General features: G+C 70.3%; 21 protein-coding genes. 12 read left to right on the top strand and 9 right to left on the bottom strand.

The window, feature by feature from the left end:
• Window positions 1-82 precede the first annotated feature (82 nt).
• The 8 genes from NNJEOMEG_RS12350 (at window position 83) to NNJEOMEG_RS12315 (ending at window position 10,186) form a co-directional block, all read left to right on the top strand.
• Window positions 83-2,512: a Lon protease family protein gene (locus NNJEOMEG_RS12350; protein WP_173084868.1), complete on the top strand. Its 2,430-nt coding sequence runs from the start codon at window positions 83-85 to the stop codon at window positions 2,510-2,512.
• Between the two features lie 14 nt (window positions 2,513-2,526).
• Entirely contained in the window at window positions 2,527-3,297 is a 771-nt protein-coding gene (locus tag NNJEOMEG_RS12345; protein WP_173084866.1) for a hypothetical protein, read from the top strand.
• Window positions 3,298-3,343: 46 nt separating this feature from the next.
• Window positions 3,344-5,173: a triose-phosphate isomerase gene (locus NNJEOMEG_RS12340; protein WP_173084864.1), complete on the top strand. Its 1,830-nt coding sequence runs from the start codon at window positions 3,344-3,346 to the stop codon at window positions 5,171-5,173.
• Window positions 5,145-6,287 (top strand): potassium channel family protein, encoded by a 1,143-nt coding sequence (locus NNJEOMEG_RS12335; protein WP_173084862.1) that lies wholly within the window; start codon window positions 5,145-5,147, stop codon window positions 6,285-6,287. The genes NNJEOMEG_RS12340 and NNJEOMEG_RS12335 overlap by 29 nt, the downstream gene beginning before the upstream one ends.
• Entirely contained in the window at window positions 6,284-6,793 is a 510-nt protein-coding gene (locus NNJEOMEG_RS12330; RefSeq protein WP_173084860.1) for a Crp/Fnr family transcriptional regulator, read from the top strand. Before NNJEOMEG_RS12335 ends, NNJEOMEG_RS12330 begins: the two co-directional genes overlap by 4 nt.
• Before the next feature lie 3 nt (window positions 6,794-6,796).
• On the top strand, window positions 6,797-7,840 hold the full coding sequence (locus tag NNJEOMEG_RS12325) for a MerR family transcriptional regulator (protein ID WP_173084858.1): 1,044 nt from the start codon (window positions 6,797-6,799) through the stop codon (window positions 7,838-7,840).
• Complete coding sequence (locus NNJEOMEG_RS12320; RefSeq protein ID WP_173084856.1) at window positions 7,837-8,718, top strand: hypothetical protein; 882 nt, start codon at window positions 7,837-7,839, stop codon at window positions 8,716-8,718. The genes NNJEOMEG_RS12325 and NNJEOMEG_RS12320 overlap by 4 nt, the downstream gene beginning before the upstream one ends.
• Window positions 8,719-8,917: 199 nt before the next feature.
• On the top strand, window positions 8,918-10,186 hold the full coding sequence (locus NNJEOMEG_RS12315; protein ID WP_235956945.1) for a M48 family metallopeptidase: 1,269 nt from the start codon (window positions 8,918-8,920) through the stop codon (window positions 10,184-10,186).
• Between the two features lie 104 nt (window positions 10,187-10,290).
• Here the strand turns inward: NNJEOMEG_RS12315 and NNJEOMEG_RS12310 are convergent, their stop codons facing one another.
• The 7 genes from NNJEOMEG_RS12310 to NNJEOMEG_RS12280 all read right to left on the bottom strand — a co-directional run bounded on the left by NNJEOMEG_RS12310 (window position 10,291) and on the right by NNJEOMEG_RS12280 (window position 20,045).
• Window positions 10,291-12,069: a SulP family inorganic anion transporter gene (locus NNJEOMEG_RS12310; protein WP_173084854.1), complete on the bottom strand. Its 1,779-nt coding sequence runs from the start codon at window positions 12,067-12,069 to the stop codon at window positions 10,291-10,293.
• A 109-nt stretch (window positions 12,070-12,178) separates the two neighbouring features.
• Entirely contained in the window at window positions 12,179-13,402 is a 1,224-nt protein-coding gene (locus tag NNJEOMEG_RS12305) for a cyclic di-GMP phosphodiesterase (RefSeq protein WP_173084852.1), read from the bottom strand.
• Window positions 13,403-13,433: 31 nt separating this feature from the next.
• Complete coding sequence (locus NNJEOMEG_RS12300) at window positions 13,434-14,690, bottom strand: cyclic di-GMP phosphodiesterase (RefSeq protein WP_268885687.1); 1,257 nt, start codon at window positions 14,688-14,690, stop codon at window positions 13,434-13,436.
• A 147-nt stretch (window positions 14,691-14,837) separates the two neighbouring features.
• Entirely contained in the window at window positions 14,838-16,001 is a 1,164-nt protein-coding gene (locus NNJEOMEG_RS12295; RefSeq protein WP_173084849.1) for a lytic murein transglycosylase, read from the bottom strand.
• Window positions 16,002-16,045: 44 nt separating this feature from the next.
• Complete coding sequence (locus NNJEOMEG_RS12290) at window positions 16,046-17,077, bottom strand: WD40 repeat domain-containing protein (protein ID WP_173084847.1); 1,032 nt, start codon at window positions 17,075-17,077, stop codon at window positions 16,046-16,048.
• Window positions 17,074-18,039, bottom strand: coding sequence for a CobW family GTP-binding protein (locus NNJEOMEG_RS12285; protein ID WP_173084845.1), 966 nt, complete (start codon window positions 18,037-18,039; stop codon window positions 17,074-17,076). Before NNJEOMEG_RS12285 ends, NNJEOMEG_RS12290 begins: the two co-directional genes overlap by 4 nt.
• 35 nt (window positions 18,040-18,074) lie before the next feature.
• The gene (locus NNJEOMEG_RS12280) at window positions 18,075-20,045 is read right to left on the bottom strand and encodes a molybdopterin-dependent oxidoreductase (RefSeq protein ID WP_173084843.1); all 1,971 of its coding nucleotides are present in this window, start codon (window positions 20,043-20,045) and stop codon (window positions 18,075-18,077) included.
• A gap of 115 nt (window positions 20,046-20,160) precedes the next feature.
• Here NNJEOMEG_RS12280 and NNJEOMEG_RS12275 point away from each other — a divergent pair, with 115 nt between their 5' ends.
• The 4 genes from NNJEOMEG_RS12275 (at window position 20,161) to NNJEOMEG_RS12260 (ending at window position 22,164) form a co-directional block, all read left to right on the top strand.
• Window positions 20,161-20,967 carry an AzlC family ABC transporter permease gene (locus NNJEOMEG_RS12275; RefSeq protein WP_173084841.1) on the top strand — a complete coding sequence of 269 codons (807 nt, stop codon included), beginning with the start codon at window positions 20,161-20,163 and terminating at the stop codon, window positions 20,965-20,967.
• A 15-nt stretch (window positions 20,968-20,982) separates the two neighbouring features.
• Window positions 20,983-21,312, top strand: a complete 330-nt coding sequence (locus NNJEOMEG_RS12270; RefSeq protein ID WP_173084839.1) for an AzlD domain-containing protein — start codon at window positions 20,983-20,985, stop codon at window positions 21,310-21,312.
• A 71-nt stretch (window positions 21,313-21,383) separates the two neighbouring features.
• Complete coding sequence (locus tag NNJEOMEG_RS12265; protein WP_235956944.1) at window positions 21,384-21,581, top strand: hypothetical protein; 198 nt, start codon at window positions 21,384-21,386, stop codon at window positions 21,579-21,581.
• Window positions 21,582-21,705: 124 nt separating this feature from the next.
• On the top strand, window positions 21,706-22,164 hold the full coding sequence (locus tag NNJEOMEG_RS12260) for a hypothetical protein (RefSeq protein ID WP_173084838.1): 459 nt from the start codon (window positions 21,706-21,708) through the stop codon (window positions 22,162-22,164).
• A 231-nt stretch (window positions 22,165-22,395) separates the two neighbouring features.
• Here the strand turns inward: NNJEOMEG_RS12260 and NNJEOMEG_RS12255 are convergent, their stop codons facing one another.
• Together NNJEOMEG_RS12255 and NNJEOMEG_RS12250 are read right to left on the bottom strand one after the other, a co-directional pair.
• Window positions 22,396-22,968, bottom strand: coding sequence for a UbiX family flavin prenyltransferase (locus tag NNJEOMEG_RS12255; RefSeq protein ID WP_173084837.1), 573 nt, complete (start codon window positions 22,966-22,968; stop codon window positions 22,396-22,398).
• Window positions 22,969-23,174: 206 nt separating this feature from the next.
• A complete protein-coding gene (locus NNJEOMEG_RS12250; protein WP_173084836.1) occupies window positions 23,175-24,938 on the bottom strand; it encodes a UbiD family decarboxylase in 1,764 nt (587 codons plus the stop codon).
• Window positions 24,939-24,955 lie beyond the last annotated feature (17 nt).

The following is a 24,955-nucleotide window of genomic DNA, read 5'->3' as shown; positions in this document are numbered from 1 at the left end:
CCACGCTCGGACGCCCCCCCGACCCTTGCCGCCCGGGGCCGCCCGCGCTAGTGTCGCGGGAAAAACGATCCCAGGACCCTCCATGCCCAAATCCGCCCCGCTTCCCGTGGACAAGCTCCGCGCGGCCTGCCCGCCCGAATCCGTGCCCTACGCCACCAGCCAGGACATCCCCTCCGTGGACCCCAGCGCCTCGCGCTTCCAGCCCCGCGCCATCTCGGCCCTGGAACTGGGACTCGCGCTCACGGGCCGCGAATACAACATCTACCTGGCGGGCGACCCCTACATGGGCCGCACACACTTCCTGAAGTCTTTCCTGGCGCCCATCGCGGCCAAGGCCCCCACCCCGCCGGACATCGTCTACGTGCACAACTTCGACGACCAGGACCGCCCCCGCGCGCTGCTCCTGCCCGCTGGCAAGGGCCGCGCCCTCAAGGCCGGGCTGGCCAAGGCCGTGGCCGCCATCCGCGAGGACATCCCCTCGCGCTTCGAGCAGGAGGCCCACCTCTCCAAGCGCCAGAGCCTCGCCCGCGACTTCCAGGCCAACCGCGAGGACCTTTTCGCGGAGATGGAGGAGCGCGCCGCCGAAGAGGGCTTCAACCTCGAAGTGGACGAACACGGCGGCCTGACCCTCTACCCCCTCCTGGAGGGCAAGGTGGTCAGCGACGAGGACTTCGAGCGCATGGACCCCGAGACCCGCAAGGCCCTCAAGGCCCAGGGCGACGAGGTGCTGGGCAACCTGGGCTCCTACCTGCGCCGCCTCACCAGCGACGACCGCTCCTACCGCGACAGCGAAAAAAAGATCGACCGCGACACCGCCGCCGAGGTGGCCGACTGGCGTCTCAAGGACCTGCAGGAGGAGTTCGCCGCCCACACCGAGGTGCTGGAGTTCTTCCAGGCCGTGCGCCAGGACGTGCTGGAACACTACGACGCCTTCCTGGCCAAGGAGCCCCCGGCGCTGCCCACGCCCCAGGCCGCCGAACAGGGCCTCACCGCCGACGCCCTGGCCGAACGCTACGAGGTGAACCTCTTCGTGGACAACTCCAAGGCCGAGGGCGCGCCCATCGTCATAGAGGACCACCCCAACCATCCCAACCTCCTGGGCTCGGCCGAGCGCGAGTCGGACTTCGGCGCGCTCTACACCGACCACACCCTCATCAAGGCCGGCTCGCTCCACAAGGCTTTGGGCGGGTTCCTCATCCTGCGCATCGACGACCTGGCCCACGGCGGCCAGGCCTGGGAGGGCCTGCTGCGCGCCCTGCGCTCCGGACTGTGCCGCATCGAGGACCCCTCCGACGGTGACGCGGTGCGCACCCGCACCATCGAGCCCCAGCCCGTGCCCCTCACGGCCAAGGTGATCCTCGTGGGCACCGACGAGACCTACGAGCTCCTGCTCTACGGCGACGAGCGCTTCCAGAAGCTCTTCAAGCTCAAGGCCCACATGCAGGACCACATCCCCCGCACCCCCGAGAACGAGACCGCCCTCCTGGGGCTGGCCGGGGCCATGATCGCCAAGGCGGGGCTCAAGCCCTTCACCCGCGAGGCCCTGGCCGGGCTGGTGGAATACGCCTCGTCCCTCACGGACGACCAGGAGCGCCTGAGCCTGCGCCTGCCGCTCCTGCGCGAACTCATGTGCGAGGCCTCCGCCCTGGCAGGGCTGCGCGGGGCCGACATGGTGGACGGCGCGCTCCTGCGCCAGGCCCGCGAGGCGAGGCTCTTCAGGGCCAACCTCCTGGAGGAGGACTTCCTGGCCGAGTACGACCGCGAGATCATCAAGGTGGCCACCGACGGCCAGGCCGTGGGCCGGGCCAACGGCCTCTCGGTGCGCATGGTGGGCGATTTGCCCTTCGGCCTGCCGCACCAGATCGCCTGCACCGTGGGCGTGGGCCACGGCGGCATCCTGGACCTGGAGCGCGAGGCCGAGCTTGGCGGCCCCATCCACACCAAGGGCATGATGATCCTCAAAAGCTACCTGGTGAGCCAATTCGCCCAGGACAAGCCCGTGGTGCTCACGGGGAGCCTGTGCTTCGAGCAGAGCTACGCCGAGGTGGAGGGCGATTCGGCCTCCGGCGCGGAGCTGGCCGCGCTGCTCTCGGCCCTCTCGGGCGTGCCCATCAGCCTTTCCAAGGCCTTCACGGGCGCGGTGGGGTCCTCGGGGGCCATCATGGCGGTGGGCGGGCTCAACCAGAAGATCGAGGGATTCTTCGAGGTTTGCCGCCGCCGGGGCCTCACGGGCAGGCAGGGGGTGCTGCTCCCGCGCGACAACGTGGTGAACCTCATGCTCAAGGAAGAGGTGCTCCAGGCCGTGCGCGACGGGCTCTTCAACGTGTGGCCCGTGGCCTCCATCGAAGAGGCCATGGAGCTGCTCACGGGCATGGAGGCCGGCAGCCGAGGCCCCGACGGGCTCTACCCCCAGGGCACGCTCTTCCGGCTGGTGGACGAGCGCCTGGCCCGGCTGGCCCAGCTGGCCGTGAAATGGGGCGGCTTCTCCCGGCCCCTCAACCTGGAACCCTGATCGGGAGACATGCCATGTCCAAAGCCTGGATCCTCGAAAAACTGCCCGAGTTCGTGCGCGACATGCTGCGCGACTTCTGCCTCGCGGCCGACATCCTGGAGAGCCAGTTCGCCGTGTTCGACCAGACCAGCCAGCTCTCCTTCGAGGTCCTGCACGACCTCGTGGGCGAGGAGATGAACAAGGGCCTGCTCTGGCGGCTCAAGGACACCGCCCACCACCTCTTCCGCAACGACGCCAAGCCCGGGCTCTCCAGCCAGTTCCTGGACTGGTGCATCGGCTACATCTTCCACGAGACCATGAAGCTCAAGGAGGACGCCTACCAGCAGCAGAACTACGGCCCCTGGTTCCGCGAGCTCATGGACAGGGAGCTGCCCGAGGAGGAGCACCTGGTCTCCCGGGAGCTCTTCCAGGTGGTGCTCCAGACCAACGAGTCCATCCGCCGCGAGATCGCCCGCGTGCGCTTCTTCTTCGGCAAGTGCCGGGCGCTGTTGGCCTCCTACCTGGAAGACCAGGGCGACAACCCCCTGCTGGGCCGCCTCCTGCACGACCAGAACGCCCTCGTGCGCAAGATCTTCGGCCAGGAATACGAAGGCCTGCTGCGCGCCATCTACGGCGACGAACCCGAAGCCCTCTACGTGATGGCCTCCCAGAGCCTTCGCCAGGGCGGCTGGATGCGCCACGCCGCCGAGGCCGCCCGCAAGGCCTTCGAGGCAAACCCCGCCAACCCCCGCGTGTTGCGGGAAAAACAAATCGTTGATACGTGGCTGGAACGAGTCAAGTCCTGACATTTCCCCCCCGCCCAGCCATTCCCGCCAAGGAGGACGCCCCAGCATGACCCTGATGCACCTGAACCGCACCATGCCCCGGCTGCGCCTGGACAACAGCGACACGCCGGAGCTTTACAGGGAACTCTTCCCGTATACGAAGATCAGCCGCGTGCCCTTCGACGACACCATCGCCATGCCCCGCCCCGCCGAGAGGATGTTCATCACGGACACCACCTTCCGCGACGGACAGCAGGCCAGGCCCCCCTACACCGTCAAGCAGATCGTGCACATCTTCGACATGCTCCACCGCCTGGGCGGCCAGTCGGGACTCATCCGCGCCAGCGAGTTCTTCCTCTATTCCGACAAGGACCGCCGCGCCGTGGAAGCCTGCCAGGCCAAGGACTACAAATTTCCCGAGGTCACGGGCTGGATCCGGGCCAACGCCAACGACCTGAAGCTCGTGAAGTCCATGGGCCTCAAGGAGACCGGGCTTCTCACCAGCGTGTCGGACTACCACATCCACCTCAAGCTGGGCAAAGACCGCAAGGCCGCCATGGAGAGCTACCTGGCCGTGGTGGACCAGGCCCTGGAGTGGGGCATTGTGCCGCGCTGCCACTTTGAGGACCTCACCCGCGCCGACATCTTCGGCTTCTGCCTGCCCTTCGCCCAGGCGCTCATGGAGCGCTCGCGCCAGGCGGGCATGCCCGTGAAGATCAGGCTGTGCGACACCATGGGCTACGGCGTGCCCTACCCCGGCGCGGCCCTGCCCCGCAGCGTCTCCAAGCTCGTGCGCGCCTTCACCGACGAGGCCCAGGTGCCCTCGGAATGGCTCGAATGGCACGGCCACAACGACTTCCACAAGGTGCTCGTGAACGCCTCCACGGCCTGGCTCTCGGGCTGCTCCGGGGCCAACTGCACCCTGCTGGGCTTCGGCGAGCGCACCGGCAACGCTCCCCTGGAGGCCATGGTGGTGGAGTACATCTCTCTCACCGGCGAGGACGACGTCGCCAACACCCAGGTGATCTCCGAAATCGCCGCGTACTTCGAGGATGAGCTCGAATACGCCATCCCCGCCAACTACCCCTTCGTGGGCCGCGACTTCAACGCCACCTCGGCGGGCATCCACGTGGACGGCCTGGCCAAGAACGAAGAGATCTACAACATCTTCGACACCCAGAAAATCCTCGGGCGCAGCGTGCCCATCATCATCACCGACAAGTCCGGCAAGGCCGGGGTGAGCTACTGGATCAACCACAACATGGGGCTGGAGGGCGACGACGCCGTGGACAAGCGCCACCCCGCCGTGGACAAGATCTACAACCGCATCATGGAAGCCTACGAGTCCGGGCGCAACACCTCCTTCTCCAACCAGGAGATGCGCGCGCTGGTGAAGCGCTACATGCCGGAGCTCTTCACCTCCGAGTTCGACCACCTGAAGAAGCTGGCCCACTCGCTCTCGGCGCAGCTCATCCTCAAGCTTTCCGAAGAGAAGTGCCTGCGCGAGATGGACCCCGAACGCTCCTACGCGCGCATGGCCAAGTTCCTGGGCGAATACCCCTTCATCCAGTTCCTCTACCTGGTGGACACCGAAGGCCTGCTCGTGACCCGCAAGGTCTCTGACCCCGCCGACCGCGAGCGCTTCTCCACCATGCAGGTGGGCGTGGACCTCTCCAACCGCGAATGGTTCCAGAAGCCCATGCAGAACGGCAAGTTCCACGTCACGGACTTCTACACCTCGCAGTTCACGGGCAAGCTCTGCCTCACGGTGTCCGCCCCCGTGGCCAACGAGCGCGACGAGATCGTGGGCGTGATCGGGGCCGACATCCGCTTCGAGGAGCTTATGCGCCGCCAGGGCGACCTGGAAGATGAACAGGATCTGGTCGAGTTGGATTGAAAAACCCTTCGCCCTGCCGCTGGCCCTCACGGGAGTGATGCTGGCGGCTTCGGCGCTGGGATTCTCCTGGGTTGAATCGGAGACGCAGTCCGAGCCCGTCGGTTTTTTCGAGGGCCTCTGGTGGGCCATGGTCACGCTCTTCACGGTGGGCTACGGCGACTTCGCCCCCAAGACCGTGCCGGGCAGGCTCCTGGGCATGGCGGTCATGGCATCGGGCATCGGGCTGGTCTCCTCCATCACGGGCGCCATGGCCTCGGCCATGGTGGAGCGGCGCATGCAGCGCCGCAGGGGGCTTCTGCCGGTGAACGCCACGGGGCACGTGCTCATCCTGGGCTGGAACGGCCACGGACCGCTTCTCCTGGAGCGCCTGCGCCGCATGCCGGAGCTGGCCCAGGCCCAGACAGTCCTGGCCGCCGACATGGAACCCTCCCGCTTCGAGGAGCTCGTCCAGAGCCTGGGCCAGGGGGTCGGCCTGCATTTCGTGCGCGGCGACACGGCCCTCAAGGCCGTGCTGGAGCGCGCCAACCCCGCTAAGGCGCGTCTGGCCTTCATCCTGCCCGGCGAGGACGTCCCCCCCGAAGAGGCCGACAACCACTCGGTGCTGACCACGCTCACCCTGCACGCCCTGGCCCCCTCGCTCGTGATCTACGCCGAGGCCCTGCGCGACGCCGCCCGCGAACACCTCCTGCGCGCAGGGGCCACCAAGGCCGTGGGACGCGAGGAGCTGGCCGCCAAGGCCATGGCCTTCATGGCCTCCCACCCCGTGATGCACGACGTGCTCCACGCCCTCCTGGCGGGCGGCAACCAGGGCAGCCTGCGCTACAGGCCCCTGACGCGCCAGGAACAGGCCGGGACGTGGTCCGCCCTGGTGTGCGCTTCCCTGGCCGCCACGGGGCAGCTGCCCCTGGCCGCCTGCCGCCTGCCGCGCACCCTCAAGCTCTCCGACGTGCTCGACGCCTCCCAGGCCCTGGACAGCTACATCCTGGAGCTCTTCCAGGCCGCCGGGCGCGACGGCCCCCTGGGCAGCCAGGGCCCCAAGGTGGCCCTCAACCCCGGCCCCGGGACGGACCTGACAGCCTTCGACGGCATCATCTTCCTGGAGCGCTCGGCGTGAGCGGCTTCGAGGGCATCAGCCTCTTCGCGGACCTCGACCCCGGCGAGATCGAGGCCGTGCGCCCGCTCTTCACCCGCCGTGAAGTGCCCGCCGCCACGCGCATCATCGCCGAGGGCGAAACGGGCAGCGAGATGTTCGTGCTGGTGGCCGGCAGCGTGCGCGTGGTCAAATCCATGGTGCTGCCGGGCATCGCTCCCGAGGCCCTGGCCGGAAAGGAGCCCTCCAAGGTGCTGGCGCACCTCACGGGCGACGACGCGCCCTTCTTCGGCGAGATGGGCCTGGTGAGCGACGCCCCCCGCTCCGCCACGGTGGAGACCCAGGAGCCCTGCATCTTCCTGGTCACGGACCGCGAGCGCCTCTTCAAGCTGGTGCGCGCCCGCCCCGAAACCGGCTGCAAGCTCCTGGCCGCCCTCTGCGGGCGTCTCGCCCACATGGTGCGCACCTCCAACGCCGAGGTGGTGAAGCTCACCACCGCACTGGCCATCCTCCTGGCGGGCAGGAGCTGACCCGTGGCCCGGCCCGGGGACGACAACACGCTGACGCACCGCGACCTGGCCCGGGCCCTGGGCGTCAGCGAGACCACCATCAAGAGCTACCGCCGCAAGTTCCCGGAGTTCTGGCAGGCCGAGGGGGACGGCAAACCCCTGCGCTTCGCGCCCCGGTGCCTGGACCTGGCCCGGGCCATCCAGACCCATTTCCGGCGCGGCCTCTCCGTGGAGGCCGCCCGCGCCCGCCTGGGCGAAGAGTTCTCGCCCGCCGCGCCCGCACCCGTGCCGGTGGCCCCCGCGGACTCCGGCGCGCCAAAACCGCCGGGAAATGCCCCCGGAACGGCCGCCCCATCGCCCCCGGACTCCCTGGCGCGCATCGAGGGGCTTCTGGAGGGGCTCTTCACCCTGCAGAACCGCACTCATTCCCTCATGGCCGAGCTGCTGGCCAAGCTCGACGCCGTGGCCGAGGCCCTTCCGAGCGGGTCCTCCCCCCCCGCGCACGCCCCGGGCAGGTCCACGCCCGGCGCGGATGTCGGCCGCGCCGCACCGGCTTCGGCATGCGGCGCGCCCGGGAACCGGCCGGTCCAGGCTCGTCCGGCCGCCGTCCAGGGAGCAAGAGCACCCGGTAGCCCCCCACAGGCCCCGCTCCGGAGCGCCCCCGCATCCGACCCTCCCCGGACGCCCGCACCGGCCGACCAGACCGAAGAGGCCCCGCCCGACGCGTTCCAGGACCTCCCCGTGGTGGTGGTGCGCTCCTCCGACGGCAACTACCTGGGCATGACCCAGCCCTCCGGGCGTCCCTTCGCCCTGCGCCATTTCGCGCGCTTCCTCGCGCGGCGCGCGGGTCCCGAGGGCGGGCGCGCCCGCTGGCTCCGCCAGGGGGGGGACTGGGTGTTTTCCCTGGAGAGCCGGGGCCAGGCGCACGACCACCGTTTCCAGGAGGCCACCACGCCCAAGGGCAACGCCGTCGCCCGCTTCTCGGGCCTCTCCGTGGGCGGACGCGCGGCCTCCGAGGCAGCGCTCCAGGCCCTCCTCCGCCAGATGAAGGAAACCCCCGAGCCATGAGCAGCCTCACGACCACCGCCCCGCCCTACACCACGGCAGTCTCCGACAACCTCCAACAGGACGCCCGCACCCTGCGCGCGCACCTGCTGGCGCGGCGCCTGGAGGAACACCTGGAGACCATGCGCCAGGCCCTCGAAGAGGCCCGGCCCCTGGACGCCCTGACCCTGCGCCCCCAGGCCCTCTCCGCGGCGCGGCTCCTGCGCGAGGCCGTGGAGGACCCCTCGACGTTGGGCATGGACTCCTGCGAGGGGGCCTCCTGGTCCGACGAGGCTTCGCTCCAGGAGCAACGCCGGGCGGGCCTGCGCGACCTGGAGCGCCTGCGCGCCAGGCTGGCGCGCCTGGAGCGCGGCCCCTGGCGCACAGGGGCGGACCGGGAGCGCCGGGCGCTCGTGGCGGCCACGCTCCGGCGCTTCGCGGCGACGGCCCTGATCCTGGCCCTGGCCCTGGGGCTTTGGTGGGCGCTCCAGTCCTGGCGGATCACGGAGCGGACGCGCGCCCTGGAGGCCGCGCGCCTGGTCACGGCCCGGGAGGCCTTGGACCTCACGGCGCTCAACGCCTGGCAGGCCCGTCGCCTGCGCGGCGCGCCCCTGAAGAGCTTCCTGCCCGACATGTCCGGGCTCTGCGCCGGGCTGGACCTGCGCGCCGCCACGCCGGACCATCCCTGCCGCAAGGCCTGGGCCGAAGGGCGCGAGACGCTCTTCGGAGCCGCAACGCCTCCCGGCGGCAGGCCCATCGCCGCGCCATCGGAGGTGGAGGCCGACCCGTGGGGCGCGCCCTACGTGCTCCTGCTGCCCGGCGACGGGCCGGACCGCGTGGCCTCGGCAGGACCAGACGGCCTCCTGGGCAGCGCCGACGACCTGATTCGCGAGATCCCCTGACCGCTCGCACCGCGCGGACCGGCAGACGCCACGCCGGGCCGCCCGCACCTGCCGCCGGACGCACCGCATGAGTTGCCGGGGCGCGCCCGCCCCGTGCGCCCTGGCGCAGAGCCGTCCGGCCGCCTCAACGGGCGGTTGATCCCTCGCCGTTGCGTGCGGTAGAGTCCTCGCCGCGCGCCGTCCGCGCCCAGGAGCCCCCGTGACCCCCACCCTGCCCGCGTTGGCCGTGCTCGCGGCCCTGATCTTCACTGAAGCCCTCTCGGCCCTGGCCCGCTGGCTCAACGTCCGCTCGCTCTCCCTGGAGCTGCCCGCCCCCCTGCGCGGCATCTGGAGCGAGGAGGCCTACGCCAGGAGCCAGCGCTACCTGGCGGCCTCCACGCGCCTCGGCCTGGCGCGCGAGGGTTTCTCCCTGGCCTGCCTGCTGGCCTTCCTCTCGTGCGGCGGCGTGTGCTGGCTGGACGGTGCGGCCCGCGCGGCCTTCCCCGGCGAGGTGGGCGCGGGGCTGGCCTTCCTGGGCGCGCTGGCCCTGGCCCAGGCCCTGCTGGACCTGCCCTTCGCCGCGTGGTCCGCCTTCGTGGTGGAGGCCCGTTTCGGCTTCAACACCACCACCGCGCGCACTTTCGTGCTGGACCGGCTGAAGGGTCTGGGCTTGGCCGTGATCCTGGGGGGGGCGCTCCTGGCGGCCGTGCTCTGGGCCTTCCAGACCCTGGGCGGAATGGCCTGGCTCGCGGCCTGGGCCGTGGTCACGGCCTTCTCCGGGGTGCTCCTGGTGGTGGCCCCCACGTGGATTCTCCCCCTCTTCAACCGCTTCGAGCCCCTGCCTCAGGGCGATACACGCCAGGCCCTCGAGGACTACGCAAGGGATGAAGGCTTTGCCCTGGACGGCGTGTTCGTCATGGACGGCTCGAAGCGCTCCACCAAGGCCAACGCCTTCTTCACGGGCGTGGGAAAACGCAAGCGCATCAGCCTGTATGACACTTTGTTGGACAAGATGACGCCGGAACAGCTGGTGGCCGTGCTGGCCCACGAGATCGGGCACTCCCGGCTGGGTCACATCCGCACGGGGTTCTGGCTCGGGACGCTCAGGACCGGCCTGACGCTGGGGCTGGCCCAGCTTTTCCTGGGCTGGGGCGGGCTCCAGGAGGCCTTCGGGGCCACGCGGCCCTCGATCCATGTGGGGCTTATGCTCTTCGCCCTGGCCTGGCAGCCCCTGGCCCTGGGCCTGGGGGCGCTCTCAAACGCCGTGTCGAGGCGCTTCGAGCGCCAGGCCGACGCCTTCGCCGCCCGCGCCCCCGGCGGGCCGCAGGCTCTGGCAGAGGCCCTCAAGGCTCTGAGCCTGGCCAACCTCTCCAACCTCACGCCGCACCCTTTGCTGGTGGCTCTTGAATACAGCCACCCGCCGGTGCTGGAGCGCCTGCGTCTGCTGGCCGCACATGGTCCGGGGCCGCGTCCGTCGGGGGCCGCCTAGTGTCGCGATCTTGAAAAACATGATAATGTTTTTCAAAATGAACGATCTATGGTTTTAGCTAGTTGAATGAATAATCCGTATGGACGTATTTTGAGGACGCAACACTAGTCCAGGGCGCAGAAGCCCGAGGCGATGTCCTGGCACTCCTTGAACACCTTGGCCTCGCAGCGGCAGCAGACGGCAAAGTCGATCTTTTTGAGAACCTCCCGCACGGCTTCGGACTTGGAGTCGAACACCTGGTCGCGCCCAAGGCCCTGCATGCAGCCGCACAGGCGCAGGGTGTTCAGCACCTCCTGCTTGAGCGAGCAGAGGTAGAGCCTGCGTCCTTCCTTTTCCAGTGAGGTCTCCTGCTGGAAGACCATCTGGCAGCCCGTCACGTCGATGAAGTTCACGCCGCTGGCCACCAGGATCACGTGTCGCTGGGGGGCTTCCTTGAGGATATGGTGCAGCTCCTCCGCGATGTGGTTCACGGCCCCGAAAAAGATGGAGCCGTCCAGGCGAAGGATCTTCACCTGGGGGCACTCGGGCAGCGGGTGGCGCGCGATGTTCACCAGGTGGCGCTTGCGGCCGACGGCCTCCGAGGCCAGGGTGATGAAGTGCGGGTGCGAGGTGCGGTTGAGGTAGAAGAGCAGCGAGAGCATCACGCCCGCGAAGAGGGCGAACTCCAGGTTCACGGCCAGGCACGAGACGGCCGTGATGGCCATCACCAGGGCCTCCTGGGAGCTGGTGCGCACGATGCGGTCGATCTCGCGGGCGTGCACGAGCCCCCCCGCCACCACGAAGAGCGCCCCGGCCACCCCGGCCAGGGGCAGGTGGGCCGTCGCCGGGGCGATGAGCACGGCCGCCAGGGCCACCGCGAAGGCCGAGATCACCGCCGCCAAGGGCGTGCGCGCGCCGCTCTCCAGGTTCACCCCCGTGCGCGTGAACGAGCCCGACGAGGCGTAGGACGAGAAGAACGATCCCCCCATGTTGGAGAGCCCCTGGCCCAGGAATTCCTGGTTGTTGTCCAGGCGCTGCCCGGTGCGCGCGGCCACGGCGCGGGCGATGGCCACGGCCTCGGCCAGGCCCAGCATGGCCACGGCCAGCGCGCCGGGGATCAGGTCTCCGGCCTGGTCCAGCCCGGCGAAGGGCCAGGAGACAGGGGGAAGCCCCCCGGGAAGCGCACCGGCCATGCGGATGCCCGCCGCCTCGCCGCCCAGGGCCCAGGCCAGCGCGCCCGAGAGGAGCATGGCGAAGAGCAGGCCCGGCACGCGCGGATGGCGGCGCTTGCAGTAGAGGGCAACGGCCATGGAAAGCCCCCCCACGGCCACGCAGGCCAGGTTGGCCCGGGAGACGGCCCCGGGCAGCGAGGCCAGGAACTGCCCCATGGACTGGCGCGGCAGGGCCACGCCCAGGAAGTGGTGCACCTGCCCCAGGCCGATGAGCACCGCCGCTCCGGCCGTGAATCCGGCCATCACCGCACGGGACACGAAGTTGATAAGCGCGCCCATGCGCGCCATGCCCAGGGTGAGCTGGAACAAACCTGCCAGGAAGGTGAGCGTGAGCGTAAGCTCCAGGTAGCGCGGGCTGAAGGGCTCGGCCAGGGGCGAAAGGTTGGCCAGGATGACGATGGAGATGGCCGTGGTGGGCCCCGAAATGAGGTGGTGGCTGGAGCCGAACACGGCGGCCAGCAGCGTGGGCACGATGGCGGTGTAGAGCCCGTACTGCGGCGGCAGCCCGGCGATGAGCGCGAAGGCCAGGCCCTGGGGCAGCACGATGACCGCCCCGGTGAGCCCGGCCGCAAGGTCGGCCTTGAGCCCGGCCCGGCCCAGACCGGTGGGCCAGTCGCAGCAGCGGGGCAGTTGGACGTGTTCGCGCAGGAAGTCGAGGGTGTTTCGGAGCATGGTGGGGTCCGTCTCTTCAGGGGATTCCCCTTCTCGTACCTCCGCGCGGCCTGCGCGGCAAGCCTCGGCGCGGCCAGGGACGCATTCTTCGGGCGAGGGGCCGGGAGGCTCAGAGCCAGATGTCGGAGCCCGGCGGCTGGACCTCGGAGGGCTCCACGGTGCGGGCGATTTCGTAGCCAGAACCGCTGGAGCCCGTGCCCAGGCGCACGGTTTCCACGCGGCGCGGGCGCACGGGTTTCCTGTCCGGCCCCAGGAAGAGGGTCATGGGCGGGTGCAGGGGCTGTCGGGGGTTGCTTCCGGTGACCACGGCGTAGAACCCGTTCTTGAGCTGGACCACGGTGCCTGGCGGGTAGACGCCCACGCAGCGCACGAAACGCATGAGCAGATCGCGCGGGAGGGAGGCGTTCATCTCGGTGTAGATGGTGCGCAGGGCGGCGTGGGGCGAGAGCCCGGCGCGGTAGACCCGGTCGGAGGTGAGGGCGTCGTAGACGTCGAGCACCGAGAGGATCCTGGGCAGGCCCGGGATGCCGTTGCCCTTGAGGTTCCGGGGATAGCCGGTGCCGTCCTGGCGTTCGTGGTGGTCCAGCACGGCCTCGGCCACGACGCCGGGGATCTGGCCCTGGTCCTGCACGTAGCGCCAGCCCAGCACGGTGTGGCGTTTCATCACCTCGAACTCGGCCGGGGTGAGCGATTGGGGCTTGGTGAGTATCTCGCGCGGGATCAGGCACTTGCCCACGTCGTGCAGCAGGCCCGAGAGCCCCAGGATGCGCAGTTTGTCCTCGCCCAGGCCCAGGTCTTGCCCGAAGAGCACGCCCAGGGCCGCCACGTTGAGGCTGTGGGTGTAGGTGTAGTCGTCGTAGGATTTCAGGACGGAGAGCAGGCGCAGCACGCTCCGGTTGGACTTGGCCGTCTCCACCATCACGCCCACGATGCGGCTGGCCTCGTCCATGTTCAGGTCCTGGCCCGCCTCGGCCTGGGCCAGGAACCGGCGGGTGGACTCCATGGACTGCACGAAGAGCCTGCGGGCGTAGCGCAGGGTCTGCCCGGTGTCCCACTGGGGGGGCACTTCCGCCAGGGCGTCCCTGCAGGCCGGGGCTTCTTCCGCCGGGGCGCAGGGCTCGGGCTGGGGATCGGGTTCCACGTCGAGGCCGCGAGTCACGTCGATCTGCACGCCGGGCACGCCCAGGGCGCGCAGTTCCTCTATCCTGTCGGCGTCGCGCAAGAGGCCGATGCGCGTGGTCAAATAGGGATGCTTGAACCAGGAGAGTTCGAACCCATGCACGAACATGCCGGGTCGGAGCTTTTCCAGGGGGATGCGCTTGAGGGCGCTCATCGGGCGATCCTCGGCGGACTGGCTTTTGATCTCACGGGGCGGCGGCGAACACGGCCTGGGGCGGCGGCATTTCACTGGGCTCCACGGTGCGCTGGATCTCGAACTCCTTCCGGGAGAGTTCGCCGCAGAGCCTCCAGGTGTCCACGCGCCTGCGGTAGAGGGGGTTGCGGTCCTTGTCGCAGAACACCATCACCTCGGGGAAGAGCGGCTTGCCCGGCGTCTGGCGCATCACCAGGGCGTAGCAGCCGTTGCGCAGCTGCACCACGCTCATGGCCGGATAGACCCCCAGGCGTTTGATGAAGCTGTCCACCAGTTCCTCTGGCAGGGCCTGGCCGCGCAGGTTGAAGAGCGTGCGCAGGGCCAGATGGCCGGAGATGCGCGGGCGGTAGACGCGGTCGGAGGTGAGGGCGTCGTAGATGTCCACCACGCTGATGATGGAGCTGAAAGGGTGGATGCCCCCCCGCGCGAGGCCCTGGGGATAGCCCGTGCCGTCCAGGCGCTCGTGGTGTTCCAGCACGGCGCGCAGCACGCTCTCGGGCAGGCCGGGATTGGGATGGGCGGCCAGGTGCTCGTAGCCCAGGAGGGCGTGGCCCTTCATGGTCTCGAACTCCGCCGGGGTGAGCGGCCCGGGCTTGGAGACGAGCCCTCCGGGGATCTTGCACTTGCCCACGTCGTGGAGCATGCCCGCCAGGCCCAGCAGTTCGAGCTGGTCGCCCTCCAGGCCCAGGGTCTTGCCCAGGAGCACGCCCAGGGCGGCAAGGTTGAGGCAGTGGGTGTAGGTGTAGTCGTCGTGGGCCTTGAGGGAGAGCACCAGGTGGAGCACGTCCTCGTTGGTGTTCACGGACTCCACCACTTTTGCGATGCAGGGCTTGAGCTCGTCGAGGTCCACGGGGTCGCCCCGGGAGACGTCCTCCATGAGGCCCCGTGTGGCGTTCATGGCGTGGTCGAAGAGCTTGCGGGCGAAGCGCACGGCGGCGCCGCGGTCGCCGGGCGGGGGGCAGGGGGCCAGACGTGGCGCGCCGGGGCGTTCCGGGGAGTCCCCTGTCGCCGGGGGCGCGGCGGAAAGTTCGGGGGAGCAGGCGGGCTCCGTCACCGCCGTCAAATCCTGGCTCCGCTCGGTGTCCACTTCCACGTGGCGCACGCCCAGGCGGGCCAGCTCGTCCACGAGCCGCTGGTCGCGCACCACGCCCAGCCTGGTGGACACGAAGGGGTGTCTGAACCAGGAGAGATCGAACCCGTGCACGAACATGCCGGGTTTCAGCAGCGCCACAGGAATACGCTTGATCATCGCCCACCACGCGGCACGGAGCTTCAAGGTTCCTACGTTATGCTTCCCCCATACCTCTTTGCGGAACGGCCCACAATGCGTGGAACACGTATTTTCGGCGTGGGGGAACGGGCAGGACAGCTTGTCCGCCGACGCCGGGCGTCCTGCTTACTGCCCCGCCTGCCCTCCGGACACCGGCGCGGGCGCGCCCTTGAGCCAGGCGGCCAGGCCCATGATGGTGTTCACGTAGGTCTGGGAGTGGTTGTAGCGGAAGAGGGCGGCGCGCACGGCCGCGTCGTCGTCGAGGTTGCCTTTCACGCCGTGGGCGTTGAGATAGTTGCCCATGGAGTGCATGGCGTCGCGCAGGTTGAAGATGTCCACGCGGCCGTCGCCGTCGCCGTCGCGTCCGTAGGCCAACAGGCTTGTGGGCATGAACTGGCTGATGCCGATGGCCCCCATGTAGGACCCGGGCATGGCCGTCACGTCCAGGCGGTTCTCCTGGGCGTAGCGGAAGAGGGCCTTGAGCTCCTTGTAGGCCCATGCGGCGGTCTCGGCGGCCTTGGCGTCCAGCCAGGCCTTGCGGTCCGGGGTGACGCGCTCGCCCTGGAAGGCGTCCATCACGGGGTCGGCGGTGGTGCAGGCGGCCAGGCTGGCCAGATTGTTGAGCGCCAGGTCGTCTCCCAGGAAGCGGCCGGTGCGCGTCTCCAGGGTGAGGAGCCCGGTGGTCACGGCCGGGGGCACGCCGTAGGCCTTGTGGATCTCCTCCAGCAGGGCCTGGTTGGCGTTGTAGAACTCACGGGCCTCGGCCAGGCGCTCGGGCGCGAAGATGGACTCCCACACGTCCGGCGGCCCCTTCTCGGCCAGGACCTTGAGCCGGGCCTGCTCCTCGGCCGGGGCCTTGTTCTTTTCGCGCCGCGCGGCCACCAGCAGTTCGGGGCTGGCCTTGCCGGTCTCCTTGAGGCCCAGGGACTTCTGGAAGGCGCGCACGCTCAGGCGGAACACGAAGTCCGTGCGCCCGGTCGCCTTGCCCGAGTACCAGCCCAGCTCCATGAGCCGCTGCTGCAGGCCCCGGATGGTGTCGGAGCCGTACTTGGCAGTGAACTTGTCGAAGAGCTTCTGGGACATGGGGCCTTCGGTGAAGCGTACCGAGGGGCGGGCGAAGGCGGCCTCCACCTGGTCGCGGGGCACGCCGTCCGCGATGAGCCGGGCCTTCACGGCGTCGAGAGTGGCCGCAGCCCGGACGGACGGGGCCGGAAAGGCCAGGAGGCAGGCGGCGAGGCACAGGCAGGCCAGGATCCGGGCGGCGGGGCGGAAGCGGACGGGGGTGTTCATGGCGTCTCCGTGAAGGTGCTTCGAGAGGGCTCCGGGTGCGGGGCTCAGCCCTGGGCCAGGAAGGCGCGCAGGTCCAGGAGGGCCACGCGGCCGTCCTCGAAAGCGCAGGCCAGGTGCAGGCCCTGGGGGCTCCAGAGGGCGCAGGTGGCGGGGGCAAGGGGCTCCAGGTCCAGGGGATGGGCGGCCATGCGCTTGAGCTCCGCCAGGAGCAGCGTGCCGTCCGCGAAGCCGCAGGCCGCGAAGGGGATGCGCGGGTTGGCGTCCAGGGCGGTCATGCGCGCCTCGGGCTGCACGGCGAAGGCCACGGGCGCGGGATTGGGGGCGAAGCAGCCGGGCACGGGCCAGCCCAGCACGGCCTTGGTGCCCGTGTGCAAAAGAAGCCCACCGTCGTGGGACCAGGCCAGGCGGCCGGGCCGGGCGGGCAGCCCCCCCAGTTGGAAGACCTTGCGCGATTCCAGGTCCACCACATGGATGGTGTTCTCCTGGTGCCCCAACGCCAGATACGAACCGTCGGGCGAGAAGGCCGGGGCGATGTTCATGCCCTGGAGGTCCAGTCGCGTGGGGGTCTGGGCCTCCTGGAGGTCCCACAAGGTGAAGCCCCCGGCGTGGGTGGCGGCCAAAACGCCCCCGGCCGGGCTGACGCAGAGCCCCAACACCGCCCCGGGGTGCGGCCCCAGGGTGGCCATGGAACCCGCGTGAAGGTCCAGCGCCAGGACGTTGCGCCCGGCGGCCACGGCCAGCATGTCTCCTGCGCGGGAGGCGGCCATGTGCTCCAGCCAGCAGCCGCTGGCCAGGGCGATCTGTTCGGCCGCGCCCTTGGCGTCCACGTAGGCCAGCACGCCGTCGTCGCCGCCGGTGATCCAGCCACCGGCGGGATGGGCGGCCACGCTCAGGCAGGAGCCCCGGTGCACGGGGAAGTATTCCATGGTCCCCGAGGGCAGGGAGACCACGCCCAGGCGGCCGTCGCCCAGGGCCACGGCCAGGGAGCCCGCGTCCGCCGAAAAGGCCACGCGCTCGGCGAAGGCCCCTGTCGACCACTGCCACAGGCCGGGGGAGAGGTTTTCGGGGGCGCTCATTGCTTCACCAGGCAGTCGCGGAAGGCGATCTCCAGGGCCAGGCGGTCCAGGTTCTTGCCGATGAACACGGCCTTGCTCATGGGGCGCTCGCCCTCCCTCCAGGGCAGGCCGAAGCCCATCTCCAGGAGCATGTGCACGCCCTGGAAGACCATGCGCTGGCGTTCGCCGGGCAGATGCAGCACGCCCTTGCAGCGCATCACCCGCTGGCCGTGCTCGTTCAAGTAGCCGCCGATCCAGGCCTTGAAGCGCTCGAAGTCCACGGGGCGCTCGCTCACCAGCGACACCGAGCCCACGTGGCCGTGGGAATGTTCGTGGGCGTTCTCGTCCAGGAGGTCGGGCTCGATGTCCAGCAGTTTGGCGAGGTCGAAGGAGCCCCGGCCCAGCACCTTCTCCACGGGCACGTCGCAGCGCTCGGCCACGAGCACCTCGGCCCGGGGATTGAGCGAGCGCACGGCCCGCACGGCGGCCTCCAGGCCCTGGGCGTCCACCAGGTCGGCCTTGTTGACGATCACCAGGTCCGCGAAGACCACCTGCTCGCGGGCCTCGGGCTGACTCTCCAGCTGGGCGTGGACGTGGCGGGCGTCCACCACGGTGGCCACGCTGTCCAGGGCGGCGCGCTCGCGGGTTTCGGCGTCCAGGAAGAAGGTCTGGATCACGGGGGCGGGGTCGGCCAGCCCGGTGGTCTCCACCAGGATGCCGTCCAGGCGGCCCTTGCGCCGCGTGAGCCCGGCCACCATGCGGATGAGGTCGCCGCGCACGGTGCAGCAGACGCAGCCGTTGTTCATCTCGAAGATTTCCTCGTCCGAGGTGGCCACCAGCTCGTTGTCGATGCCGGCCTCGCCGAACTCGTTGACGATGACGGCGTAGCGTTTGCCGTGAGCGCCCGTGAGCACCCGGTTAAGAAGGGTCGTCTTGCCGGCCCCCAGGAAGCCGGTGAGCACCGTGACGGGAATGGGAGGCATGAATACTCCGGATTGGATTGTGGAATGCCCGGGAGCTACTGCCCGTGCCCGGCGCTGTCAACCGGGACCGCCGGGCGCAGACTCACGCGGGCGCGGTAGTAGGGCGTGCCGTTGCCCAGGGCGCTGGCCCCGGCCGGGATCAGGCGGTTCAGGCCGTGCCCGGCCGCGATCCAGCCGCCCCGACGGCACAGGCACACGTCCGGTCGCTGGGCCGCGTCGAAGCTTACGAGCACCTTCACCCTCCCCAGGTCGCTTTCCATCCAGGCGGGCTCGCCGTCGGCGACGCCCTGGGAGCGCCCGGCGTCGGGGTGGACGCGCGCCACGGGCAGGGGGTCGTGCTCGGCCGGGGTCAGCTCGGAACACAGATGCTCCGGGCTGCCGGTGGTGAGGAGCGTGAGGGGGCGGCCGTCGGACGCTTCAGGGCCGAATTCCAGGGCGTCCAGGAAGCGGAAGCGCCCCGAGGGGGTGTCGAAAGGCCCCTCGCGCCAGGGGACCATGGGGGCGTCCGGGTCGCGCACGGGGCCGCGCCGGATGTCCTCCAGGGTGAAGCCCTTGTCCAGGAAGGGGCGGCAGATGATGGACAGCCAGTCGTCCAGGGGCTTCACGTAGTCCTTTGCGAAGGGGAAGCGCGCGGCCAGGTCCTGGTAGACGGCGAACTGGGAACGGCACTCGCCCCGGGGCGCGCAGGCCCTGTTCACCGGCCCCAGGTAGTTGTGGCCGTAGGAGGCCACCACGTCGTCCTCTTCGAGAAACGTCGCGCAGGGGAGGAAGAGGTGGGCCAGCCGGGCCGTGTCGTCCAGGAAATGGCCCATGTACGCCGTGAACTCCAAAGCCCTGAAAGCCCGGGCCACGGCCTCGGAGTCCGGGGCCATGCACGCGGGGTTGGCCGCGCTGACCACCGCCGCGCGCAGGCGCGGCGAGCGGCAGGCCTCCATGGAGCGGGCCAGGTCGGGCAGGAGCACCGCGCGGCGCGGCAGGTGGAGGTGTTCGCCCCAGACGGACTGGTCGTACGGGCCGTATTCCTCGAAGCCCTGGCTCACGCCGCCGCCGGGCACGCCCACGTTGCCCGCCAGGGCCTGGAGGGCGTCGATTGCGCGCACGCCCAGGTGGGCGTCCACGTGGCGGTGCAGGCCCCAGCCCAGGAGCACGGCGGCCGGGCGCTCCCGGCAAAGGGCGTGGGCCAGGCCGCGCGCGTCCTCGGGGGGGACGCCCGCCAGCCGGGCGTGCTCCTCCACCGGCCGCGCGAAGGCCAGGGCGCGGAAGGCCTCGAAGCCCTCAGAGCGCCCACGCAGGAAGTCCTTGTCCTCCCAGCCCTGTTCCAGGGCGTGGCGGGCAGCGGCCAGGGCCAGGTGGAGGTCCGCGCCCGGGGCGGGCCGCACGTGGCGGTGGGCCAGCGCGAGACTTTCGGTGGCGGCCGGGTCCACCAGCCAGACGGTCGCTCCGTTCTTGCGCGCCCGGGCCAGGATGCGCGCCATGTTGAACTGGGTGGCCGCCGGGTTGCGACCCCAGAGCACCAGGGTGCGGCTGTTCTGATGGTCCAGGGGGTCGTGGGAGAGTCGCGTGCCGAAATCGAGCGCCATGGCGGCGTAGGCCGTGCCGCTGCACAGCGAGCCCGCAAGCCCCGTGGCCCCGCCCAGGTGGGCGAAGAAGCGGCCGTTCAGGAGCTTGAGGGCCGTACGCTCGCCGTAGCCCTGGTAGTGCAGGATGGACTCGGGCCCGGACGACGAGGCGGCCTCGCCCAGCCGGTCGGCCAGTTCGTCCAGGGCCTGGGCCCAGCTCACGCGCCGCCAGGAGACGCCCTCGCGCCGCATGGGGTGGAGCACGCGCTCGGGGCTGTTCACGCGCGCCACGTAGGCGCGCATCTTGCGGCAGCGACCGCCCCGGTTGAGGGGATGCGCCGGGTTGCCCTCGATGGCCTGGAGCACGCCGTCCCTGGCCACGGCCACCAGGCCGCAGCAGCTGGGACAATCGCGCGTGCAGGTGGTGACGGTGCGCGTGACGCTCATGGGGATCTCCTTGGGAATGGGGATAACGCATCGCCCCCCGGGACGCCAGGGCTCCCGGGAGGTCTGGCCCGCGCGGTCTTGACCCGGCGACGCCTTCCCGGTAGCAGCCAGCCCCATGCCACAGGCCCCCACCCGCTCCGAACCCTCGGCCTTCACCCAGGCCCTGCCCATCGTGATGGGCTACCTGCCCGTGGGCTTCGCCTACGGCGTGCTGGCCGTGAAGGCGGGCCTGGGCGTGGCCAACGCGGGGCTCATGTCCGTTTTGGTGTTCGCGGGGTCGGCCCAGCTCATCGGGGTGGAGATGCTGGGCGCGGGCGCGCCCGCCCTCTCGGTGATCGCCACCACGTTCGTGGTGAACCTGCGCCACGTGCTCTTCTCGGCGGCGCTCTCGCCGCACCTCTCGGGCTGGCCCAGGGCGCGCATCGCCCGCTTCTGCTTCCAGCTCACGGACGAGACCTTCGCCCTGCACGCCACGCGCTTAAACAACCATCAGCAATCCACCGCGAAGACCCTGGCCATCAACGCCTTCGCCCAGCTGGCCTGGATCGCCGGGAGCCTGGCCGGGGCCCTGGCCGGGGGGCTGGTGCCCGACGTGCGCCCACTGGGGCTGGATTTCGCCCTGCCCGCCATGTTCGCCGTGCTGCTCACCGGGCAGCTGGCCGGACGCGCCCACGCCCTGGCCGCCGTGCTCGGGGCGGGGCTGTGCCTCGCGATCTCCCGGACTCCGGCCGCGCCCTACGCCGTGTTGGCCGGAGCCGTGGCCGCCGCCGGGATCGCCTCCCTGACTCCCTGGGCCGCGCCGCGCAGCGGCGGAGGCCGGGGCGGAGACCAAGCCCCGGGCGTCCCCGGTCCGGGCCGTGATCAAACAGGAGCCGGGCCGGAGCCGGACCGCGACGGGGCCGGACCCGCCAGCGGGCGCTGATCCGCAAGGACCACCATGGACCAGACCGAGATCTTCCTGACCATCCTGGGCATGGCCCTGGCAACCTACCTGCCCCGGCTCGCGCCCGCCCTGTTCTTCGCCTCGCGGCCCATGCCCGAGGCCCTGCGCCGGTTCCTGGCGGTGGTGCCCCCGGCGGTGCTGGGGGCGCTCCTGGCCCAGTCGGTGCTGCTGGAGCGGGGGCAGCTCAAGCTCACGCCGGACAACCTGTTTCTCTGGGCCGCGCTGCTCACCGGGTTCCTGGCGTGGCGCACGCGGGGGTTCTTCGGCCCGGTGCTGGCCGGGATGGCCCTGGTGGCGGGGGCGAGGGCCTTTCTCGCTGGGTGAGCGTTGCCACGGGGCCGGGGCTGGGCTATGCTCGGGACGCACCCCCTCAACCGGCAAGCGAGGAGCACCCCATGGGCATGGATGCCTTCACCGACAGCGTATCGATCCGCGGCGAGGACTGTCTGTACGACCCCAAGGCGGGCGTGGCCCTGATCCAGTGCGAAAAGTGCGGCCACATGAACCACGTGGACGTGGAAGTGGTGGATGGTGAACCCAGGTTCTACGGCTTTTCCTGCGAGAACTGCGGCACGTTCAACTCGGCCGACTGACCGGCCGGGGAGCCCCGCCGGGCGGACGCCGCCGCGAGCGCCCTGGCGCGCGGCCCTGTGCTGCGCGCTGGCGGCTCTCTTTCTGGCGGCCTGCGGCACGGACCCCGTGGAGCGCCTGAAGGCCTTGCCCGATCCCACCGCGCGGCCTCAGGCCCCGGCTCCAGGGCGCACCCTGCGCCAGGTGCTGGAGGGCTGTCCCTTCTTTTCCCGCGTGAGCTGGAGCGACTATCCCGGGCACGGCCAGCGTGCTCCCAGGGCGCGGGCCACGGGCATCTTCAACCTGGACTCCCTGGTGGGCAAGGCCTCGCAGGGGCGCACGTTCACCGCGCGCGACCGCGCGGCCCTGGCCAAGGCCGGGGCCAACCTGTGCTACGTTCTGGAATACGCCTTCCCTCCGGACAAGCCGCTGGGCGAGCGCTCCCTGACGGCCGTGATGATCGTGACCATGGACTGGAGCGAGACCGCGCAGCTGGCCGACGACGCCATGCTCACGGAGATCGCGTCCGGCGTGGCCGGTGATGCCGTGCTGCGCGCGGTCCTGGACGCGGCGGACCACTGCTGGGCGCGCACGCCGTCTCGTTAAGCGCCCTCGCGGCCGCCCGTGCTCCCGGACTCGCAGGAGAAACCCGCAAGCCCCCGCGTTCTGTTCGGGGTGTTGCAATTCTTTGGCCGCATTGTTTCCTCCCCGACGGACTTTCCTCCCGGCTCAACCGCGCCGTGCGACCCCGCGAAGCCGTTGCGGGGTCTGGGGGGATGATCCCCCCAGCGGGTGCAGGGCAGAGCCCTGCCGGGCGCGGGGCGGAGCCCTGGCCGCCTACGCCCCGTGCGCGCCGCTCCAGCGGCGGAAGAGGTCGTGCTCCAGCCCGAACTGGTCGAGCACCTTGCCCACGGTCTGGTCCACGATGTCCATGATGGTCTGCGGACCGTGGTAGAACGAGGGGGCGGGGGGCAGGATCACCGCGCCGGTTTCGGCCAGGGCGGTCATGTGGCGCAGGTGTCCCAGATGCAGGGGCGTTTCGCGCGGGACGATCACCAGCTTGCGGCGTTCCTTGAGCGTCACGTCGGCGGCGCGGGTGAGGAGGTTGTCGTTGAGCGACAGGGCGATCTGGGCCAGGCTCTTCATGGAGCAGGGGACCACCGCCATGCCCAGGGCCGGGAACGAGCCGCTGGAGATGGAGGCCGCCAGGTTGGCGTTGTCGTGCACCACGTGGGCCAGGGCCTGGACGCTTTGCAGGGAACGGTCGGTTTCCAGGCGCAGGGTGAGTTCCGCGCCCTTGCTGACGACGAGGTGGGTTTCCACGTCCGGCACGGTCCGCAGCGCCTCCAGGAGGCGCACGCCGTAGAGGACGCCGCTGGCCCCCGAGATGCCGACGACGAGTCTTCGCATGGGATCGGGATTCCTTTGGGCGGGGCCGCCGCCCGGTCGAGTGGAGGGCGCCGGTCCCGGGCCTGCCCTGGGCTTGGCCCGGAGCCGGTCCGGGACACGTCCCGGGGCGCTCCGGGCCGGAGCGTTCCGGCCCGGAAGTTTCCCCGGGATGGGTCGGCGGAGGCCCGGCCCTCCCCGTCGGGAGGGGCCGGACCGCCGTCACGCGGCTACTGGTCGGTTTCGAAGTCGTCCTTGAGGGGGAAGCCTTCGGGATAGTCCACCTGGCTGGTCTTTTCGTTCCAGGTTACAACGCCCTTGCGGGGCACGCCCGCAGTGGGGCCGCCCACGGCGTCGGTGTCCACCAGCAGGGCCGTGCGCAGGCCGTTGATAAGCCAGTCGCCCGCCACGGCGCGCTCGGCGCACCTGGTCCATTCGTCGCACCAGTCGCCCAGGCTGTAGCCGAACCACTTCCAGCGCGGGGTCACGGGGGGCAGCCCGGCCTGGTTCCACAGCTCGCGGGCCTCCTCCATGATCTCCTTCGTGGGCAGGGCCACGGGGGGCATGGCGTAGTGCATGGTGGCGTCGATCATGAGCTTGGCCTCCCAGGGGCGGTCGCGCAGCTTGGGGGCGTGTCCGTTGGCCTGGTGGTCCACGATCTTCACGGACTTCATGAGGTCGGTGCGGTAGGCGATGGCCCAGAGCACCTCCTCCACGTTGTTGGGGTTGATGTCCTCGTCCACGGCCACGGTGATCTTGCCCACGGAGCGCATGGCCGTGGTGGCGGCCTCCAGGGCGCGCCAGATCTCGGTCTTGGGCGTGTTCTTCTCCAGCACGATGACCGTGAAGCGCGAGACGCCGATCATGGGGCCGTGCAGGGCCACGTCCTTCACCTGGCGGATGTAGAGCACGTTCTTGAGGTGGTTGAGCATCACCGCCGAGTAGTTGAGCTGCTTGATCACGCCCGACTCGGAGGGGGCCATCTGGGAAATCATGGAGGTGATGGTGGCCTTCCTGCGCCGGGTGATGGCCGTGACCTCGATGGAGTGGTTGTACTCCTCCACGCTCATGTTGCCGTAGGACTCGCCGAAGGGGGCCTCCATCTCCAGCTTGGAGGGGTCGATCCAGCCTTCGATGATGATCTGGGCGTCGGCGGGGGCCCACAGGGGCACGGTCTTGCAGCGCACCTTGCGGAAGGGCGCGCCTGCCAGGCCGCCGGCCACGTCGAGGTCGTTGAGGTTCTCGGGGGTCTTCTGGGGGCCCACCACCTGGAGCAGGGGCGGAGCGCCCACGATGAGCGCCACGGGCATCTTCTCGCCGCGCTCCTTGTACTTCACCCAGTTGTTGTGCGCGCCGCCGCCCGTCTGGATGAGCCACATGCCCGTCATGCGGTCCGAGGCCTTGAGGCTGCACCGGTTCTGGCTGATGTTCTCGACGCCGGTGTCGAGATCCTTGGTGATCCACAGCCCGGCGGAGAAGTAGGGGGCGGTGTCCCAGCCCGGGGTGTTGTTGGGCACGGGGAGGGTGTCCAGGCCCTTGTCCGCGCCGCCCTTGAGGGCCTCGCCTTCAAGGATCAGCTCGTGCACCGGAGCCTCCTCGGAAGGGATCTCCACGGCGGCCACGGGATTCTGGAAGGCGTGCACCCACTTTTCGTAGATCTTCTGGCCCAGGGCGGAGATGTCCTCGCCGGAGTCCTCGATGCCCAGGGACGCGGCGTAGATGGCGGGGGAACCCGCCGTGACGCCCACCACCACGTCGCAGTCGCCCTTGTAGGAGCGGCCCTTGGAGTCGGTGACGTTGGTGAAGAGGAAGGCCCGCTTGGGGTTGTTGCTGGTCACGGTGCCAACGTCGCCCACGTAGCCCCAGCGCACGAAGGGGTGGAGGTGGCGGTCCTTGTTCATGGGGGCGTCGACGGTCCAGAGGAGCCCCGCCTTGTCGAGCTTGGCCAGGTGGTCGTCCAGGTCGTCATACTGCTTCTTGAATCCCTTTTGCATTCCCCGTCTCCTGCTCA

Origin of the sequence: Fundidesulfovibrio magnetotacticus (genome assembly GCF_013019105.1) — a bacterium.
GTDB classification, from domain to species: Bacteria; Desulfobacterota; Desulfovibrionia; order Desulfovibrionales; family Desulfovibrionaceae; genus Fundidesulfovibrio; species Fundidesulfovibrio magnetotacticus.
Note: the sequence above shows the minus strand (reverse complement) of the source record. Positions and strands in the feature narration are given on the sequence as shown.

Coding starts and splice junctions, on each gene's coding strand:
- NNJEOMEG_RS12290 (WP_173084847.1), bottom strand. CDS start 17,077: ATGAGCGCCCCCGAAAACCTCTCCCCCGGCCTGTGGCAGTGGTCGACA.
- NNJEOMEG_RS12250 (WP_173084836.1), bottom strand. CDS start 24,938: ATGCAAAAGGGATTCAAGAAGCAGTATGACGACCTGGACGACCACCTG.
- NNJEOMEG_RS12350 (WP_173084868.1), top strand. CDS start 83: ATGCCCAAATCCGCCCCGCTTCCCGTGGACAAGCTCCGCGCGGCCTGC.
- NNJEOMEG_RS12295 (WP_173084849.1), bottom strand. CDS start 16,001: ATGAACACCCCCGTCCGCTTCCGCCCCGCCGCCCGGATCCTGGCCTGC.
- NNJEOMEG_RS12280 (WP_173084843.1), bottom strand. CDS start 20,045: ATGAGCGTCACGCGCACCGTCACCACCTGCACGCGCGATTGTCCCAGC.
- NNJEOMEG_RS12275 (WP_173084841.1), top strand. CDS start 20,161: ATGCCACAGGCCCCCACCCGCTCCGAACCCTCGGCCTTCACCCAGGCC.
- NNJEOMEG_RS12300 (WP_268885687.1), bottom strand. CDS start 14,690: ATGATCAAGCGTATTCCTGTGGCGCTGCTGAAACCCGGCATGTTCGTG.
- NNJEOMEG_RS12285 (WP_173084845.1), bottom strand. CDS start 18,039: ATGCCTCCCATTCCCGTCACGGTGCTCACCGGCTTCCTGGGGGCCGGC.
- NNJEOMEG_RS12270 (WP_173084839.1), top strand. CDS start 20,983: ATGGACCAGACCGAGATCTTCCTGACCATCCTGGGCATGGCCCTGGCA.
- NNJEOMEG_RS12320 (WP_173084856.1), top strand. CDS start 7,837: ATGAGCAGCCTCACGACCACCGCCCCGCCCTACACCACGGCAGTCTCC.
- NNJEOMEG_RS12265 (WP_235956944.1), top strand. CDS start 21,384: ATGGGCATGGATGCCTTCACCGACAGCGTATCGATCCGCGGCGAGGAC.
- NNJEOMEG_RS12255 (WP_173084837.1), bottom strand. CDS start 22,968: ATGCGAAGACTCGTCGTCGGCATCTCGGGGGCCAGCGGCGTCCTCTAC.
- NNJEOMEG_RS12305 (WP_173084852.1), bottom strand. CDS start 13,402: ATGAGCGCCCTCAAGCGCATCCCCCTGGAAAAGCTCCGACCCGGCATG.
- NNJEOMEG_RS12310 (WP_173084854.1), bottom strand. CDS start 12,069: ATGCTCCGAAACACCCTCGACTTCCTGCGCGAACACGTCCAACTGCCC.
- NNJEOMEG_RS12335 (WP_173084862.1), top strand. CDS start 5,145: ATGAACAGGATCTGGTCGAGTTGGATTGAAAAACCCTTCGCCCTGCCG.
- NNJEOMEG_RS12340 (WP_173084864.1), top strand. CDS start 3,344: ATGACCCTGATGCACCTGAACCGCACCATGCCCCGGCTGCGCCTGGAC.
- NNJEOMEG_RS12345 (WP_173084866.1), top strand. CDS start 2,527: ATGTCCAAAGCCTGGATCCTCGAAAAACTGCCCGAGTTCGTGCGCGAC.